The organism is Actinomycetota bacterium, from assembly GCA_030018275.1.
In the GTDB taxonomy this organism is placed as follows: Bacteria; Actinomycetota; Aquicultoria; order Subteraquimicrobiales; family Subteraquimicrobiaceae; genus Subteraquimicrobium.
Map to the genome: position 1 here is coordinate 72610 of JASEGB010000003.1, position 17266 is coordinate 89875.

Consider the following 17266-nt stretch of genomic DNA (forward strand, 5'->3'; position numbering starts at 1 on the left):
AGGAAGTGCTGACTAAACGGATCATTCCTTGCCTGGATGTGAAAGAGGGCAGGGTGGTAAAGGGAGTAAAATTTGTGAACCTCAGAGATGCGGGGGATCCCGTAGAGTTAGCAGCGGTCTATGACAGGGAAGGTGCGGATGAACTGGTCTTTCTGGACATCACTGCCTCCTATGAGAAGCGAGGGATAATGGTGGATGTGGCTCGGCGCACCGCGGAGGAGGTTTTCATCCCATATACGGTGGGCGGGGGCATCAGAACCATGGAGGATATCAGAAATCTTCTTTCTGCTGGTGCCGACAAGGTCTCTTTAAATACCGCTGCGGTGAAGAATCCGCAGATTGTAAGGGAAGCTTCTAAGAAGTTTGGAAGCCAGTGCATCGTGGTTGCCATAGATGCGAAGAGAGTTCACGGTTCACTCCCGACTTTAAAGTGGGAAGTTTACATAAATGGGGGAAGAACACCCACCGGTTTGGATGCTGTGGAATGGGCAAGGAAGGTTGAGAGCCTTGGGGCGGGAGAAATCTTGCTTACCAGCATGGATAGGGATGGCACAAAGAATGGGTATGATATCGCGCTAACCCGAGCCGTCTCAAGCGCCATTAATATACCCGTCATCGCCTCGGGAGGTGCTGGAAAGTTGGAGCATTTCCTCGAAGTGATCGTTGAAGCGAATGCAGATGCCGTGCTCGCCGCCTCTCTTTTCCATTACGGAGAGTTAATAATCAAAGAAGTTAAAGAATATTTAAAAGAGCATGGAATTCCCGTAAGATTGTGAAAAATTTCTCCAAAGGAATTTCTCCTTTCTTTATAATGTAATGGAGCAAATAGAATCAGAGGAAAGGGAATGATCTTTGCATTTTAAATTTGTCATTTGAGGTTTCTAGTGTTGCTTGAGTATAGGAAGGAGTTCACGTGAAGAAGGATATACTCAGTGAGGTAAAGTTAAAATTCGATGAGAGAGGATTGATCCCTGCCATAGTCCAGGATTTTAAAACTGGCGAGGTGCTGATGCTTGCCTATATGAATGAAGAATCCCTCAAGAAGACTTTGGAGAGTGGCGAGACCTGGTTTTGGAGCCGCTCCCGCCGGGAGTTATGGCATAAAGGGGAAAGTTCGGGAAATATCCAGAGAGTAAAGGAAATCCGCTACGATTGTGATGAGGATACATTATTGGTTTTGGTGGAGCAAATCGGAGTCGCCTGCCACACCGGCAATAGAACCTGCTTTTACCGAACCCTCAAGAAATAAGCTGCAATCTCAGCTATATAAATTGAGATGGCCTTAAGGCTGGAAGGAAGTGAGAACCGATTGCTCTCAACCTCTCTCGGGGTTGTGGCAACCCCACCGGCTTCGCGAACCTTCAGCCCGGTGACGTGGTTGTGGATTTCGGCTGTGGAGGCGGAATCGACGTTATTCTGTCTGCTCACAAGATCGGCTCACAAGGTAGAGTGGTCGGAATAGATTTCGCGCGTCAAATGATCGAGCGGGCAAAGCAGGCTGTGATTGAGGCGGGCTTGCAAGACAGGAACATTGAACTCCGCGTCTCGGCTATGGAGAATACACAGCTTCCAGACAGGTTCGCGGATGTAGTGATCTCCAACTGCGTTATCAACCTGTGCCCCGACAAGGATGCTGTGTATGAGGAAGCCTTACGTATTCTGAGACCCGGTGGGCGGTTCGCCATCTCGGATATTGTTCTCACAGAGAACATCAATCCTGAGCTGCAAGAGCGCTTTCGGTCAACTTGGGCAGGATGTCTGGGAGGGGCTATTATAGAAGAGGACTACTTGCAGATGGTGAGGCAAGCGGGTTTTGCTGAGATTAAGATTGTAGCGCGTCATACCCTTACCCCTGAAGAACTGGGGGCAATGGCTTGTTGTCCGGGCGAGGAATTCACACCCGCCCCCGCGAAAGAGGATCTTGCTGTCGTGCAAGGGAAAGTGACGAGCATTAAGTTCACGGCAGTCAAGCCATCTCTCAGGCAGGAAACGGAATAGAGCCGCCTACCTCTCTGAGCGGTGAAATTGGTTGGGTGTGCGAGTATAGCCGTGAGGTTAGGCCTCATCCGCTGAGAGGGCGGCAGGCGAACTTTGTTTAACCCGGAAACGATATGGGAAATTTCGGAACAAATGGTTAGATATTTTTAACCGGTTGTAAAATTAACCGTTAGAGGAAATGATGGAATGGATTCACAGATGATAGAATATTACGAGTACATAGAACCAAAGCTCAGGCAAAAGAGAATTACGATAAAATCAGTTGGTTTTATGATTATTTTGCCGGAGTATTTGAGAAAAAATTCAGAAACATGGCGGTAGAGAGTTAAAGATGTTTTAAGATCTGGTGAAGGCTCGGAGTTCTCAGCATGTCGAAAGAAAATGGAAGGAATTTTTCGATGCTTAGCGAATATATATTGCAAAGAATCACGTATTAATGTTAAACTTTATGAAAATTGAAATATATTATAAAGTCGGTGATGGGGACTAGTAGTTTAGAGGGCTTAGCCACAGAGAGTCGGGATTTGCTGAAACCCGGTGCAAGTCTCTAAATGAATGGACCTCTGAGATGCAAACCGAAAATGGTCTTGGTTGGTGTGGACCAAGACTGTAAGTAGGTTATGACGGAAACTTTCACCGTTAAAAGAAAGAGGGTATTATCTGTACCCGTGGAGTGACCTATAGGTAATTAGGGTGGCACCGCGAGAAAAGCCTCTCGTCCCTCGATGAGAGGCTTTTTTGTTTAGAATTGTCGCAGTTCGTGGCTCGATGCTCGACCCTAAAGATTTATCCGAGCGGCGAGCGACGATACTCAGGCGACGAGGGGGAAGAAATATGTATCGTCCGTGTCGAAGTGAGTTTAAACGTTTGGCAAGGGAGTATAATTTGATACCGGTGTATCGGGAGATCGTCGCCGATACGGATACACCCGTTTCGGCTTTTAAGAAGCTGGGTGAGAGCACCAACGCTTTTCTTTTGGAGAGCGTTGAGGGCGGAGAAAGGCTTGGGCGTTATTCCTTTTTGGGTAATAATCCTTACCTCATTATCACCTGCGACGATGGTAACTTGCAGATCATGCAGGGACAAAAGTTGACAAAAATATCGAATATTCACGATCCCCTGAAGATCATTGAAGAGATATTCTCCCAATATCGCCCCGCCCAAATGGAGGAGCCCCCACCGTTTTATGGTGGAGCCGTGGGCTATCTGGGCTATGATGTCATCCGATACTTCGAAGATATTCCCAGGACCACTCAGGATGATTTACACCTCCCCGAAATGATCTTTGTCTTCACGGATACCATTCTCATCTTTGATCATCTAAAGCACAAAATTAAGGTGGTAGCCAACGCCCATATCGATGGCGAAGCCGATGAGGCTTACGATCAAGCCATTTGTAAAGTCGAAGATCTAATCGAAAGGCTAAAACAACCCGTTGTTCATACTCCCCTTCGGGAATACTCCTATCTCTCAGCAGGTATCCCCCATCCTCACCTGGGATCTAACATGTCAAAGGAGGATTTCATCGAAGCCGTGAGTGAGGCAAAGGGATATATTAGAGCTGGAGATATTCTTCAAGTCGTATTATCGCAGAGATTCTCCACCGAGATTAAGGCTGATCCCTTTGATATTTATCGGGCGTTAAGGATGATAAATCCATCACCCTACATGTATTACTTGAAATTTGGAGATTTAAAGCTCATTGGCTCATCCCCTGAGCCCTTGGTGAAGGTCCAAGGCTCCTATGCAATTACCCGTCCCATCGCGGGCACTCGCCCCCGTGGGGAAACGGATGAGGAGGATAGAAAACTCGAGACCGAACTGTTGAGCGACGAAAAGGAACGGGCTGAACACATCATGCTCGTGGATCTGGGTCGGAATGATTTGGGCAGGATATGCAAGCCGGGCAGTGTGAAGGTGGAAGAACTGATGTTCATCGAAAGATATTCCCATGTAATGCACATCGTCTCCACCGTCGGTGGAACTTTGAGGAAAGATAAAAATGCCTTCGACGTTTTAAGAGCGGCTTTCCCCGCGGGAACCGTCACGGGTGCTCCCAAAATAAGGGCTATGGAAATCATCGATGAGCTTGAACCGACTTTGAGGGGTCCGTATGCGGGAGCTGTAGGATACTTCAGTTATTCTGGAAATTTGGATTCGTGCATAACTATAAGGACGATCATTGTTGTGGGAAATAAAGCATATGTACAAGCTGGAGCGGGGATCGTTTACGATTCTGTCCCCGAGAGGGAATTTCAGGAATCCGTGAATAAAGCTCAGGCACTCCTTTCAGCGGTTCATATGGCGGAGAATAGTTTGGGAGCTACAAATGATACTAATGATAGATAACTATGACTCATTTACATATAATCTGGTTCAATACTTGGGGGAGCTTGGGGCGGACCTCCGTGTTTTCCGCAATGATAAAATCTCCGTCTCTGAGATTGAAAAATTAAACCCCACACACATCGTGATCTCCCCAGGTCCATGTACCCCAAATGAGGCAGGCATTTCCATGAATGTGGTGAAATATTTTGCTGGGAAAATTCCCATCTTGGGGGTTTGTTTGGGACATCAATCCATTGCTCAGGTATTTGGGGGAAGGATTATCCGCGCTCCAGTTCCAGTTCACGGGAAAACTTCCCTAATTTATCACGATGGAAAGACCATATACCGAGAAATCGAAAATCCCTTCGTTGCTACCAGATATCATTCCCTGATAGTGGAAAGAGTTACCCTCCCCGATTGTTTTGAGATATCTGCGGAGACGAAGGATCGGATCATCATGGGAATTAGACACAAGAAGTCTCCAATCGAGGGGGTACAGTTCCACCCAGAGTCCATTTTGACGGCGGAGGGTAAGAAAATTTTGAAGAATTTTTTGGACATTGGTTGAAAGGGTCCCGGTTAAAGTTCTGGGTTCTAGGTTCAAGGTTCTGGGTCAAGAGTCAGGGGTCGAGGGACGAGGGTCAATGAACGGTGAATGGTCAACGGTGAACGAATTAAGGTTAAAGGGAGAGGAGGTGTAACTTGTGATCGTTGAGGCCATTAGAAAAGTAGTTGAGCAAAAGGATTTAACCTCGGAGGAGGCAGCATCGGTGATGGAGGAGATAATGAGCGGTAAGGCAACCGAAGCTCAAATTGCCTCCTTCCTCACCGCTCTTCGGATGAAGGGAGAGACCGTCGACGAGATCTCAGAATTTGCCAAGGTGATGAGGGCTCATGCCATTCGGATCAGTCCAAAAGTGGCGGATTTGGCGGATACTTGCGGGACGGGGGGAGATGTTTCACATACCTTTAACATCTCCACGGTCACTGCCTTTGTGGCTTCGGGAGCCGGTGTACACATCGCCAAGCATGGAAATCGTTCCGTTTCCAGTCGCTGTGGGAGCGCGGATGTTCTAGAGGCTCTCGGTGTAAAGATCGATTTGTCTCCCAAGGTGGTCGAAGCTTGTATCGATGAGGTTGGGATAGGTTTTTTGTTTGCCCCCCTGCTTCATCCGGCGATGAAATACGCCACTCCCGTCAGACGAAATATCGGTATTAGAACGGTCTTTAATATCCTGGGTCCCCTCACCAATCCCGCCTTTGCTTCGGCTCAGATTTTAGGGGTTTATGATCCCTCCCTCGCTCCTATGCTGGCTAAGGTACTCGGAAATTTGGGGGTAACGCATGCCCTCGTAGTTCACGGTGACGGGCTGGATGAGTTAACCAATACCGGCGAGAGTTGCATCTCAGAGCTCGTAGATGGAAAGGTAAAGAATTACAGGATAACCCCCGAGCAATTCGATTTGCCCAGGGTAAAAGTCGATGACCTCAGGGGCGGAACCGTTAAGCAAAATGCTCAAATTATGAGAAGCATCTTATCGGGTGAAAGAGGACCCCGAAGGGACATCGTGCTTCTAAATGCTGCGGCGGCTTTGGTTGCAGCGGACAAGGCTAAAGATCTTGGGAAGGGTTTGAAACTCGCCGCTGAATCAATCGATAGCGGAGCGGCTCTCGAAAAACTCGAAAAACTCATGGAATTCACCAACAAAATGAAGGGATGAGGGACTTATTTGGTGTGCTGTTATGATTCTAAACGAGATAATTAGGGATAAGAGATGTGAGATAGAACAGAGAAAAAAGAATATAGGTCTTGAGACCTTACGGGAGCGGATATCTTCCTTGCCTCCTACGAGGGATTTTAAGGCCGCTCTTAAGAAACCGGGTCTAAGTTTCATCGCGGAGGTGAAAAGGGCATCTCCATCGGCTGGTGTAATTAGAGAAGATTTCAATCCGGCGGGAATTGCTCGGGTTTGCGAGGGAAATGGTGCCGCTGCCATCTCTGTGCTAACCGATCGACATTTCCAGGGAAGCTTGCAACATCTGAAAGATATAAGGGCTGAAACGTCGATTCCCATCCTACGTAAGGATTTCATCATAGATGAATTCCAGGTTTATGAGTCTAGAGCGAGCGGTGCCGACGCCATACTTTTGATCGCGAATATCCTTTCAATTGAGGAGATATCAAAGCTTCTCTCGCTCGCTCGAAAACTGGATTTGGATGTTATTGTGGAGGTCCACAATCGCCAGGAGTTAAAGAAGGTATTAAAGACAAACGTGGAAATTATTGGTATAAATAATAGAAACCTCAGCGATTTCAAGGTTGATATTTCGGTCACTCCAAAGCTCATTGGGTTTATCCCCAAGAACAAGATCGTTGTGAGTGAAAGCGGTATCCATACGGCACAAGACGTTGAGTTTTTGAAGGAGGTGGGGGTTAATGCAATTTTAGTTGGAGAAGCGCTCATGAGAAGCGATGATATTGCGGTGAAGATTAGAGAATTATTGGGCAGCCAAGATCGATGAGCGATGTTCGAGTAGTGGTTAGCGTTGAAGAAAATAATAATTAAACTGCTAATCCCTTATCGCTGATCGAAAATCATCAAAAGGGGGGAATAAGTAGATGGAAGAAACGAAAATCATTTTGAGTGAAAGAGAGATGCCCACAGCATGGTACAATATCTTACCGGATTTACCAAAGCCATTAGAGCCATATTTGAATCCGCAGACGAAGGAACCATCGGGTCTTGCTCTCCCACCACCCCTGTTTGCTGCGGAACTTAGTAAGCAGGAGTCGAGCACGGAGCGCTGGATAGATATACCTGGAAAAGTAATAGACATCTACAGATTGTATCGTCCAACACCTCTCTTTAGAGCGAAGAGACTAGAGGCGGCACTAGATACCCCAGCCAAGATCTATTACAAGTATGAGGGTTGGAGTCCACCGGGAAGTCACAAGCCTAACACTGCTATTGCCCAAGCATACTATGCCAAGGAACAGGGTGTGAAGCGTTTGACCACTGAAACCGGAGCTGGACAATGGGGTAGTGCTTTAACCATGGCTTGCAGGTTGATGGATCTGGATTGCACGGTTTACATGGTCAAAGTGAGTTACCACCAGAAACCCTACCGCAGAGTTCTCATGGAGACCTGGGGAGCTCAAGTGATTCCTAGTCCCAGTGAGAAAACTCAATGTGGGCAAGAGATACTGGCGAAGGACCCAGAGTGTCCCGGTAGTTTGGGAATAGCCATAAGCGAGGCGGTAGAAGACGCGGGCACTCACGATGATGCCTTGTATTCGCTGGGGAGCGTATTGAATCACGTTCTGCTTCACCAAACCATAATAGGGTTGGAATGCAAAAAACAATTTGAAAAAATAGATGAATATCCGGATGTCATCTTCGGTTGCATCGGCGGTGGCAGTAGCCTGGGTGGAATTTGCCTACCCTTCGTAAAAGACAAGCTGGAGGGAAAGAAGGTAAGAGTAGTAGCTGTTGAACCCACCGCCTGTCCAACGCTCACGAAGGGTATTTACGCCTACGACTATGGCGATACGGCACACCTGGCCCCCATAGCGAAGATGTACACATTGGGTCACACCTTCGTTCCGCCTCCCATACATGCCGGTGGACTTCGCTACCATGGTGATTCGCCGCTTATGTGCGCACTTTATGATCAAGGTATAATAGAAGCTCAAGCCCATCACCAGAATCCGGTATTTGAGGCAGCGGTTACCTTTGCCCAAGCCGAGGGGATAGTTCCCGCTCCCGAGACTGCTCATGCAGTCAAAGCAGCCATCGATGAAGCAATTAAGTGCAAGAAGAGTGGTGAGTCGGAGAATATCCTCATTAACTTCACGGGTCATGGGTATTTCGACCTCGCCGCTTATGATGATTATCTTGCAGGCAAGTTAGCGGACTACGAGTATCCAAGGGAAAAGATAGAGGAGGCTCTGGCGCATTTACCTAAAATCTAAAACAAAGTGAGGAAGTGAAGGAGTGAATAGTGAGTGAAGTTAAAGAGCAAAATCCGTCGAACGTCGAACGACGAATGAATAAATAAATTAAGCGTTCGACATACGACATTTATCGTTCAGCAAGGGGAATCACTTCTCACTTGAATCACTCGAATCACTTTTATCCATGGTTAGAGTTAAAATATGTGGTATAACCAATTTAGAAGATGCGCTCCTGGTGGTGAAACTGGGAGCGGATGCTTTAGGTTTCGTTTTTGCCGAAAGCCCGCGATGCATTGAGCCTCAAGTGGCTGCTGAAATCATAAAAGCCATTCCTCCCTTTGTGAGTAGGGTGGGAATTTTTGTCGACGAAGATGAAACCTGGGTTAAAACGGTTGCTACCATATGCGGCTTAGATATCCTACAATTTCATGGAAGTGAGTCGGCGAGTTATTGCATGCAGTTTGAACGGAAGATAATCAAAGCCTTTCGAATTAAGCAATTCTCTGATTTGGATATATTTCCGGGGTACAGAGCAGTGGATGCCTTCCTTTTGGATACCTTCGTTGAAGGGAGATGTGGGGGAACGGGTAAGACATTCGATTGGAGGATTGCTAGGAAGGCAAAGGAATTTGGAAAGCCGATCATCCTTTCCGGAGGACTTAATCCCGATAACGTTGCTGAAGCGATTCGATTGGTTAAACCTTATGCCGTCGATGTCAGCAGTGGTGTAGAGAAGGAACCGGGCAAAAAGGACCCCGATAAATTAAGAGCATTCTTTGAAAATGTCCGTAGTTGGGAGTCTCTTAGTAAGTAGTCGGTAGTGTAATACCAACTTTAACAGGGAGATGGTTTGAATTGTTGCCGGACAGAACTGGTCATTTCGGCGAGTTTGGGGGGAAATTTGTTCCAGAGACATTGATGACTGCCCTCGCTGAGCTGGAGGAAGCTTACAACAAATATAAAGAGGATGAAGATTTTCAGCGAGAGCTTGACTACTATTTAAAAGAGTATGCAGGACGTCCCACACCCTTATATTTCGCCGAGAGACTGAGTCAACGCTTTGGAGGAGCCAAAATTTATTTAAAGCGGGAGGATCTATGCCACACCGGTGCACATAAAATTAACAACACTATCGGGCAGGTCCTCTTGGCTAGGAGGATGGGTAAGACCAGAATCATTGCCGAAACTGGAGCAGGTCAACACGGTGTTGCCACCGCGACCGCCGCTGCAATGTTTGGAATTCCCTGCCAGGTGTATATGGGCGAAGAGGATGTCAAGAGACAATCCCTCAATGTTTTCAGAATGAAATTACTTGGTGCGGAGGTGATTCCGGTCTCAAGCGGTAGCAAGACCTTAAAGGATGCCATCAATGAAGCCATCAGGGATTGGGTAACCAATGTTGAGACCACCCACTATGTTATAGGCTCCGTTGTCGGTCCCCATCCCTATCCAATGATGGTTCGCGATTTCCAAACCGTGATTGGCATGGAAACTAAGGAACAGATATTGGAGAAGGAAGGGCGCCTTCCGGATTATATAGTTGCCTGTGTTGGTGGAGGCAGTAACTCCATAGGCATCTTCTATCCCTTTCTTGAGACCAGGGTCAAATTGATCGGAGTGGAAGCGGCTGGGCGGGGACTCAAAACCCGGAGGCACGGTGCATCTCTTTGCGAGGGGACGAAGGGTATACTCCACGGCTCCTTAAGCTATGTACTTCAAGACCAATATGGACAAATCAGACCGGCTCATTCTATCTCCGCTGGGTTGGATTATCCGGGGGTGGGACCAGAACACAGCTATCTGAAGAAAAAAGGTCTTGCTACCTACACTGCTATTACGGATAAAGAGGCGTTAGAAGCATTTCAACTTCTCTCGGAAACCGAAGGTATTCTCCCCGCCTTAGAACCAGCCCATGCCATCGCCTATCTTAAACAACTCGCCCCAAATCTATCCAAGGATGAGATAATTGTGGTGAATCTCTCGGGTAGAGGCGACAAAGATGTCCAAGTGGTTGCTCAGGCATTGGGAGTCGAAGTACAAGTGAATTCTCATGAGTAGAATCGAGGAAAGGTTTAAAAAACTTAAAGGGAAAGGAAGAGCTGCTTTAATTCCCTATACAATGGCTGGTTATCCAACCTTGAATGGATCCAAGAGGATTATAGAGGCGTTAGCTGAGTGGGGAGATATCATCGAAATCGGGATACCCTATTCGGATCCGCTTGCCGATGGTGCAACCATTCAAAAGGCATCTGTGGTAGCGTTATCACAGGGAATAAAGACACCGCAAGTTCTGGAGATGATCGCAGATATCCGGAGGGTAACTGATACACCATTTGTCATCATGACTTACTACAATGCGATTTATAAATATGGTCTTGACGTCTTTGCAAAAGCCGTTGCAGGGGTGGGAGTCGATGGAGTGATTATTCCGGATTTGCCCCCTGAGGAGGCTCATCCTTGGTGCTCGGTTGCCAAAGCAAATTCCATCGACACCATTTTTTTGCTCGCCCCCACTAGCACCGAGGACAGGATTAGGAAAGTGGCATCCGCATGTTGTGGATTCATTTACTGCGTTTCCCTAACTGGGGTTACTGGAGCAAGAGAAGCTCTATCCATTACCCTACCTCAGTTTATCTCACGGGTAAGAGTGCTGACCGACAAGCCATTGGCGATCGGTTTTGGGATCTCCTCTCCCGAACATGCCAGGGAAGTTGCGAAAATTGCCGATGGTGTCATAATAGGAAGCGCGCTCATCGATCTCATAGATAAGGCAAAGGATGAGCGGGAACAAATAGCCAGCGTAACTGGATTTGTGAGAGATATACTGGCTGCATTAGGGAGGTAAAAGTGAGGAAATAATGCCCATTTCCGAATGGTTCCATAAGAAGGGTAAGAATGGTGGAATAAATCCATCTTCTGAAAAGCGCGAGATCCCCGAGGGGATTTGGTCGAGGTGTGCTGCTTGCAACGAGATCATCTTCCAAGGAGAACTACTCAGGAATCACAGGGTCTGTCCAAAGTGCAATTACCATTTTTCATTAACTCCCTGGGAGCGAATAAATCTCCTCATTGACGGAAATACTTTTAAGGAGTTTAATCCTCATCTTTGTTCAAAAGATCCCCTTGAATTTGTTGCTGCCAAGTCTTACCTGGAAAGCTTGAGTCAAGCGAGGGAAAGGACCGGACTCGATGAAGCCGTAGTCACCGGTGAAGGTCAACTCAATGGGCATAAGGTCATTTTGGGTGTCATGGACTTTCGATTCGTCGGGGGAAGTATGGGTTCTGTGGTAGGAGAGAAGATCACAAGGATTGTGGAAAAGGCGGAAAAAGAGAGGATTCCTCTGATTACAGTCTCGGCATCCGGGGGAGCTCGAATGCAAGAGGGCATGCTCTCACTAGCGCAAATGGCTAAGACCAGCGCAGCCCTCGCCCGCCTTCATGAGGCAAGGGTTCCCTATATTGCCATACTGACCCATCCCACCACTGGAGGGGTTGCCGCCAGCTTTGCCATGCTCGGGGACGTAATAATTTCGGAACCAAGGGCTTTGATCGGATTCGCAGGCCCCAGGGTTATCGAAAAAACCATGAAACAAAAGCTCCCCCGAGGTTTCCAGACGGCGGAGTTCTTGCTTGAGCATGGCATGATCGATATGGTCGTTGTTCGAGGTGAACTAAAATCGACCATCTCCAAACTCCTAGATTTCTTCACAGGATAATTTCCTAGACACAATATATTTAAAGAAATTTTCTGAATTCGCCATTTGTTTGTCAATTGTAGATTTTGTTTGTCTTGAGAAAAGGATTGTAGTAGAAGTCGATGGTGGACAACATCAAAAAGAAAAAGATAGAGATAAAGATATCGAAGACAATGAAGTTCTTAAAAATACAAAAAGATATGCTCCCATCAAAGGAGAGAAAAAGAGTATCCACTAAAAACGGAGAAGAGCCTAAATTTAAGACCGTAAGGTGCTGAGATGCCAAGACGAAGATTCATGCTCGATTTCGAGAGACCCATAGTGGAACTGGAGAATAAGTTAGAGGAGTTAAAGCAATCGCCCCTCTCTTCCCAGCCTGAAATAGCGGGGGAAATCGAATACCTAGAAGCTCAAGTCGAGAAGTTAAAGAAGAAAGTTTATTCTGAATTAAGTCCCTGGAAAAAGGTACAAATTGCCAGACATCCAGATCGCCCCCGAACATCGGATTACATCAATTTAATCTTCACCGATTTCCTTGAACTCCATGGAGATAGACTTTTTCGGGATGACCCCGCAATTATAGGTGGACCCGCCTTTTTAGGTCACCAGAGGGTGATGATCATAGGTCATCAGAAGGGCAAGGATACCAAGGAAAATTTGTTACGAAATTTTGGTATGCCTCATCCGGAAGGTTATAGGAAGGCTTTGAGATTGATGAAACTAGCGAAGAAATTTAACATCCCCATTTTGTGTTTCATCGACACACCTGGTGCCTACCCAGGTATTGGGGCGGAGGAGAGGGGGCAAGCCATTGCCATCGCCAATAATTTGATGGAAATGAGCTTGCTTTCTACACCCATAATTGTGGTGAACATCGGGGAAGGGGGAAGTGGTGGAGCTCTTGCCTTAGGTGTGGGTGACAAAATCTTTATGCTGGAGAATGCGTATTATTCGGTGATTTCTCCTGAGGGTTGCGCGAGTATACTGTGGCGAGACGAATCCAAAGCTCCTGAAGCTGCGCAAGCCCTAAAGCTGACGGCGGATGCCCTCTTAGAGCTGGGTATAATCGATGGAATAGTGAAGGAACCACTGGGAGGTGCCCATCGCGATCCAAGCTTTGTCGCTAAGGAGCTAAAGAGCATTTTGGTTGCCTCCCTCGGTGAGCTAAGGTCGTATTCTCCCAATAAGTTACTCGAACGGCGTTATAAAAGGCTAAGAGAGACTGGGATTTTTGAAGAGGGATAGAAATGATGCTCCTGGTGTGTGAAGGAGAATATTCATGAGGGAAATCGAAGCAGGTAAAATAACCGATGTGATATCGTATCTTTGTAAAGAAGCCAATTTTAGCCTACCGGACGATGTTCTTTCAGCCATTAAGACTGCTAAACTGCGGGAAGAGTCTCCAATGGGCAAGGAAGTGCTCTCCTTGATCTTGGAGAATGCGCAAGTAGCAGAACGGGAGAAGATTCCCTTATGTCAAGATACCGGATGCGTGATTGTATTTTTGGAGTTAGGGCAGGAGGTCATAATCAAAGGTGATATTTATAGGGTCATAGATGAAGGAGTTCGCCGGGGTTATGAGGAGGGTTATCTTCGAAAGTCAATGGTCAAGGACACCTGTTTTTCAAGGGAGAATACAGGCGACAATACTCCTGCCATTGTGCATATGGAAATCGTGCCCGGGGATGCATTGAAGATTATAGTCATGCCCAAGGGAAGCGGGAGCGAAAACATGAGCCGCCTTTCCATGCTAAAACCCGCAGAGGGCGTGGAGGGAATCATCGATTTCGTGGTGGAGACCGTTGAGATCGCGGGACCCAATTCTTGCCCTCCTTTGATCGTGGGTGTGGGAATAGGTGGATCCTTTGAGATGGCAGCATACCTCGCCAAAAAGGCTTTGTTGAGGAAGGTGCAGGGAAAAAATCCCTCTATTGAGGTGGCGAATCTGGAGAGAGAGCTGCTCGAAAGGATAAATCATTTGGGCATCGGTCCTCAGGGTTTTGGGGGAAGAATCACTGCTTTGGCGGTTCACGTGGAGACTTTCCCCACGCACATGGCAAGTCTTCCAGTGGCTGTGAATCTTAATTGCTATGCAGCTCGCAGAAAAGGAGCCATTCTTTGAGGGATAAGGGAGAAGTCTAGAGGGAGAAGGAGGAAAATGTGTCAGCCTATAAGGCTTAGTCCACCGCTTTCAGACGAGGATATTGAAAATTTAAGAATCGGTGACAGGGCCCTAATCACGGGAGCGATATATACGGCAAGAGACGCTGCCCATGGGCGTTTAATCTCCTCATTGCGGGAGGGGAGGGAGCTTCCCATCGATCTTGAGGGACAAGTCATTTACTATGTTGGTCCTACTCCCGCAAGACCAGGTCAGATCATTGGTACTGCTGGACCCACTACCAGCTCTCGAATGGACCCATACGCTCCAAAGTTACTTGCCCTTGGTTTGAAGGGGATGATCGGCAAGGGTAAGAGATCCCAGGAGGTAAAAGAGGCATTAAAGAAGTATAAAGCCATTTACTTTGCACCACTGGGAGGTGCTGCAGCCCCCGTTCTCATCAGTAAAACCATCAAAAAATGCAAAGTGGTGGCCTATGAGGATCTGGGAACGGAAGCCATTCATGAATTTGAAGTTGAAGATTTCCCCGTAATTGTGGTGAATGACATTTACGGCGGCGATCTCTACGAAGAAGGTAGAAGGAAATATCAGATACTGAAATCATCTTAATTTCGATTGCACTTTTTGGATTTGGGCTGAAATCGATTTCTCATCCAGGGTTTGGCACTTATCCCTTTCATACAACACCCTACCGGCGACCATGGTGAAAATGACCTTTGCTTTTTCCGCGTCAACCAAGCTTAAGTAAATGTCATCATGATCGATGGGTAAATCAACTACGATTATGTCCGCTTGCTTGCCTTCCTCTAGGGAACCAATCTGATTTTCCATCCTAAGAACCTGAGCTCCTCCCAAGGTTGCCATTTTTACTAACTGCTGTGGAGGAATCTTATGTTGGAGGAGAGCTGTTTTAAACTCGCTGAGTATGTTCAGATCGTCATTGCTCGCAAGGCTATCGGTGCCAAAGCCCACTCTGAGATCACTTTCAAAGAAGTCGGATAGAGGAGCGGTTCCCACCTTAAGACGTGCGTTGCTCCTGGGACAGCAAGTGATACCTACATCCTTTTCCTTTAAGACACTGATGTCCTCCTTGTCAACATGAACGCAGTGAACTGCTATGACATTATTATCCAAAACACCCAGTTGTTCTAAGTATCGAACTGGACTCACCCTGCCTGTCGGCCTGCCCTCCGGTAGGCAGGGCAGACACGGTCCCCTCGGTTGCCAGAAAAGTTTTAAACCAGCCATCTTCAAAAACCTATACTCTTCCCTGGATTCCGCCAAGTGTGTTGAAAGGAGTAATCCATTATGTTGCGCCCATTCGCTTAAAGATTGAAATACCCGAGGGGCAACGGTGTAAGTAGCGTGGGGAGATATCCCCATGTTGAGGAGACCATTCCCACATTTTTCTTTCCAATATTGGATGATTTTTTCCGACTCTGAGATTTTCTGATCAGCCTTTGCATCGTCAATTTCTATAACTTCGTGAAAGGCAAGACCCCGAAGCTCCGATTGGAGTAGGACTTCGAATCCTGGTCCAAAGCTTATTATATTGGCCACGCAGGTAACTCCGGATTTAATGCACTCCAAAGTTCCAAATAGGGCTGAGACCTTCCAATCACTCAAGGAAAGCTTTCTGCTCTTCTTAACCAGTTCTACGATCCAGGGGAAGAAGGACAAATTCTTGAGGATCCCCCTGAAGGCGCTGTATTCAAGATGAGTATGAGTGTTGACGAGGCCCGGCATGATGATGGCTCGTCCGAAATCAATCAGGGGTTCTTTTGGGTGAACTTTTTTCAGTTCTTCCTTGGAGCCTACAGCCTTAATCACATCTTTTGAGATCAAGACTGCTCCTTCATCGATGGGCTCTCTGGTGATCGGCAGAACCCATTTAGCGGTAAGCAGCATCATATCCCATCTCGTTGAAAGCCGAAAGCTAATCTTTTAACAGGGTAGGTTTTCGAAATTCCATGCATCCGCATTTTTCTTGAGAGTCCGTTATATTTCTTAGGGCTTCCAGAACTATCTGACCAATTTTCTTTGATTCTTCGTGGAAGATATCTTTAAGCTTATCATGCTCCCAGTCTTTCACGATCCCTTCAGCGTAGTTTACCACCATGTAAACTCCAGCATAGCAAGCTCCGATATCTCTTGCCAGATAGACTTCTGGAGAAAGGCTTTGACCGACGACATCCGCACCGAACTGCCTCATCATGGAGACCTCCGCGCGGCTCTCGAATCTAGGACCTTCGGTGACTAGATAAATCCCCCTCTCGAAGACCCTTCCTGGGTGATATTTTTGGACGGAGGAGAGCAGTGCGGCGTGTACCTGAGGACATATGGGCTGGCGCATGATTAAGAGGTGCTCTCCCACTACGGTTAATCCCTTCCGACCGGTAAAGTCGATGAAATCTGTGGGGATAATGATATCTCTGGGGTTAAGGAGGTGGTTTATGCTTCCCACTCCACCCTCGGCGATGATTTTCTTTACCCCCGCTTCTTTAAGTACCCAAAATACTCCACTGGAGGCCTTACCTCTATCCACCTTGGGTCTCCAACCATGCATTTTACAGGTCAGAACCCGTTTTTTCTCATTTTGATTATCTAAGATGGTGAAGAGCTTGAAGAGAGAGCTCTCCCCGAAGGGGGTTTCAAAGGTGAGGTTAGAGTCGATTATCTCTATTCCACTAACACCGACTTCTTCCGGGAAATCGATGGAAAATGTACTTGACCCCCCGATGATGGCAAAACTCGCCTTTGGTATCTTCTCCATGACCTACTCCCAAATTAAAAGTTTAGTCAGTTCTAGAAAGGATTTCGAAATATTTTGCCACACGTGGCTCGAACATAGCAGCAGACAAAAGCTCCAGTGCTTTGCTTTTCCTCTTTGGTTTGACTGCGTTTTTAATTAGCATAAGAAGCGCAATATTCTGAGGATCAATGGATTCTGTGCGGATTGAGTAATATGCAAAAGTTCTCTTATTTCTACTTGTCACAAAGCCCATCCTTAGAAGAACAGATAGATTCCGAGAAATGGTTGCAAATTGCTTCCAATTTCTCACTAATTTCTCCAACAGTCATTTCACCTTCTGTGAGCAATAGCTTGAGTATCTGAAGACGCTTTTTACAGGAAAGTGCCTTAAATGCCACTGCAGTTGCTCTAATTGA

18 protein-coding genes, 1 pseudogene and 1 other annotated feature are annotated in these 17266 nt (G+C 46.9%); of the genes and pseudogenes, 16 read left to right on the forward strand and 3 right to left on the reverse strand.

Features of this window, described 5'->3' with window-relative positions; all coding sequences use genetic code 11:
- Positions 1 to 5 precede the first annotated feature (5 nt).
- Entirely contained in the window at positions 6 to 776 is a 771-nt protein-coding gene (hisF, locus tag QMD66_01935) for an imidazole glycerol phosphate synthase subunit HisF (GenBank protein ID MDI6821628.1), read from the forward strand.
- A 137-nt stretch (positions 777 to 913) separates the two neighbouring features.
- A pseudogene (hisI, locus tag QMD66_01940) lies at positions 914 to 1240 on the forward strand (phosphoribosyl-AMP cyclohydrolase).
- Here the strand turns inward: hisI and QMD66_01945 are convergent.
- The gene (locus QMD66_01945; GenBank protein MDI6821629.1) at positions 1228 to 1428 is read right to left on the reverse strand and encodes a hypothetical protein; all 201 of its coding nucleotides are present in this window, start codon (positions 1426 to 1428) and stop codon (positions 1228 to 1230) included. The pseudogene hisI and the gene QMD66_01945 overlap by 13 nt on opposite strands.
- Here QMD66_01945 and QMD66_01950 point away from each other — a divergent pair.
- The 14 genes from QMD66_01950 to QMD66_02015 all read left to right on the forward strand — a co-directional run bounded on the left by QMD66_01950 (position 1381) and on the right by QMD66_02015 (position 14707).
- The gene (locus tag QMD66_01950; protein ID MDI6821630.1) at positions 1381 to 1998 is read left to right on the forward strand and encodes a methyltransferase domain-containing protein; all 618 of its coding nucleotides are present in this window, start codon (positions 1381 to 1383) and stop codon (positions 1996 to 1998) included. The two genes, QMD66_01945 and QMD66_01950, sit on opposite strands and share 48 nt — an antisense overlap.
- Before the next feature lie 467 nt (positions 1999 to 2465).
- Positions 2466 to 2724, forward strand: a binding site (T-box leader).
- Between the two features lie 108 nt (positions 2725 to 2832).
- Positions 2833 to 4347, forward strand: a complete 1515-nt coding sequence (gene trpE / locus QMD66_01955; protein MDI6821631.1) for an anthranilate synthase component I — start codon at positions 2833 to 2835, stop codon at positions 4345 to 4347.
- Complete coding sequence (gene pabA, locus QMD66_01960; GenBank protein MDI6821632.1) at positions 4328 to 4894, forward strand: aminodeoxychorismate/anthranilate synthase component II; 567 nt, start codon at positions 4328 to 4330, stop codon at positions 4892 to 4894. Before trpE ends, pabA begins: the two co-directional genes overlap by 20 nt.
- Positions 4895 to 5030: 136 nt before the next feature.
- Positions 5031 to 6047 carry an anthranilate phosphoribosyltransferase gene (trpD, locus tag QMD66_01965; GenBank protein ID MDI6821633.1) on the forward strand — a complete coding sequence of 339 codons (1017 nt, stop codon included), beginning with the start codon at positions 5031 to 5033 and terminating at the stop codon, positions 6045 to 6047.
- A 22-nt stretch (positions 6048 to 6069) separates the two neighbouring features.
- A complete protein-coding gene (gene trpC, locus QMD66_01970; GenBank protein ID MDI6821634.1) occupies positions 6070 to 6849 on the forward strand; it encodes an indole-3-glycerol phosphate synthase TrpC in 780 nt (259 codons plus the stop codon).
- 97 nt (positions 6850 to 6946) lie between these two features.
- On the forward strand, positions 6947 to 8299 hold the full coding sequence (locus QMD66_01975) for a TrpB-like pyridoxal phosphate-dependent enzyme (protein ID MDI6821635.1): 1353 nt from the start codon (positions 6947 to 6949) through the stop codon (positions 8297 to 8299).
- 166 nt (positions 8300 to 8465) lie between these two features.
- Positions 8466 to 9095 carry a phosphoribosylanthranilate isomerase gene (locus QMD66_01980; GenBank protein MDI6821636.1) on the forward strand — a complete coding sequence of 210 codons (630 nt, stop codon included), beginning with the start codon at positions 8466 to 8468 and terminating at the stop codon, positions 9093 to 9095.
- Positions 9096 to 9139: 44 nt separating this feature from the next.
- A complete protein-coding gene (gene trpB, locus QMD66_01985; GenBank protein ID MDI6821637.1) occupies positions 9140 to 10339 on the forward strand; it encodes a tryptophan synthase subunit beta in 1200 nt (399 codons plus the stop codon).
- A complete protein-coding gene (gene trpA, locus QMD66_01990) occupies positions 10332 to 11126 on the forward strand; it encodes a tryptophan synthase subunit alpha (protein ID MDI6821638.1) in 795 nt (264 codons plus the stop codon). The genes trpB and trpA overlap by 8 nt, the downstream gene beginning before the upstream one ends.
- 13 nt (positions 11127 to 11139) lie before the next feature.
- Entirely contained in the window at positions 11140 to 11997 is an 858-nt protein-coding gene (gene accD / locus QMD66_01995; GenBank protein ID MDI6821639.1) for an acetyl-CoA carboxylase, carboxyltransferase subunit beta, read from the forward strand.
- Between the two features lie 49 nt (positions 11998 to 12046).
- Positions 12047 to 12214, forward strand: a complete 168-nt coding sequence (locus QMD66_02000; protein MDI6821640.1) for a DUF559 domain-containing protein — start codon at positions 12047 to 12049, stop codon at positions 12212 to 12214.
- Between the two features lie 41 nt (positions 12215 to 12255).
- Positions 12256 to 13221 (forward strand): acetyl-CoA carboxylase carboxyltransferase subunit alpha, encoded by a 966-nt coding sequence (locus QMD66_02005; protein ID MDI6821641.1) that lies wholly within the window; start codon positions 12256 to 12258, stop codon positions 13219 to 13221.
- 34 nt (positions 13222 to 13255) lie between these two features.
- Positions 13256 to 14098, forward strand: coding sequence for a fumarate hydratase (locus QMD66_02010; GenBank protein ID MDI6821642.1), 843 nt, complete (start codon positions 13256 to 13258; stop codon positions 14096 to 14098).
- Between the two features lie 36 nt (positions 14099 to 14134).
- Positions 14135 to 14707, forward strand: coding sequence for a Fe-S-containing hydro-lyase (locus tag QMD66_02015; GenBank protein MDI6821643.1), 573 nt, complete (start codon positions 14135 to 14137; stop codon positions 14705 to 14707).
- Here QMD66_02015 and QMD66_02020 read toward each other — a convergent pair.
- Together QMD66_02020 and QMD66_02025 are read right to left on the reverse strand one after the other, a co-directional pair.
- Positions 14699 to 16009, reverse strand: a complete 1311-nt coding sequence (locus QMD66_02020) for an amidohydrolase family protein (protein ID MDI6821644.1) — start codon at positions 16007 to 16009, stop codon at positions 14699 to 14701. The two genes, QMD66_02015 and QMD66_02020, sit on opposite strands and share 9 nt — an antisense overlap.
- A gap of 25 nt (positions 16010 to 16034) precedes the next feature.
- A complete protein-coding gene (locus tag QMD66_02025) occupies positions 16035 to 16871 on the reverse strand; it encodes an MTAP family purine nucleoside phosphorylase (protein ID MDI6821645.1) in 837 nt (278 codons plus the stop codon).
- Between the last annotated feature and the right edge of the window lie 395 nt (positions 16872 to 17266).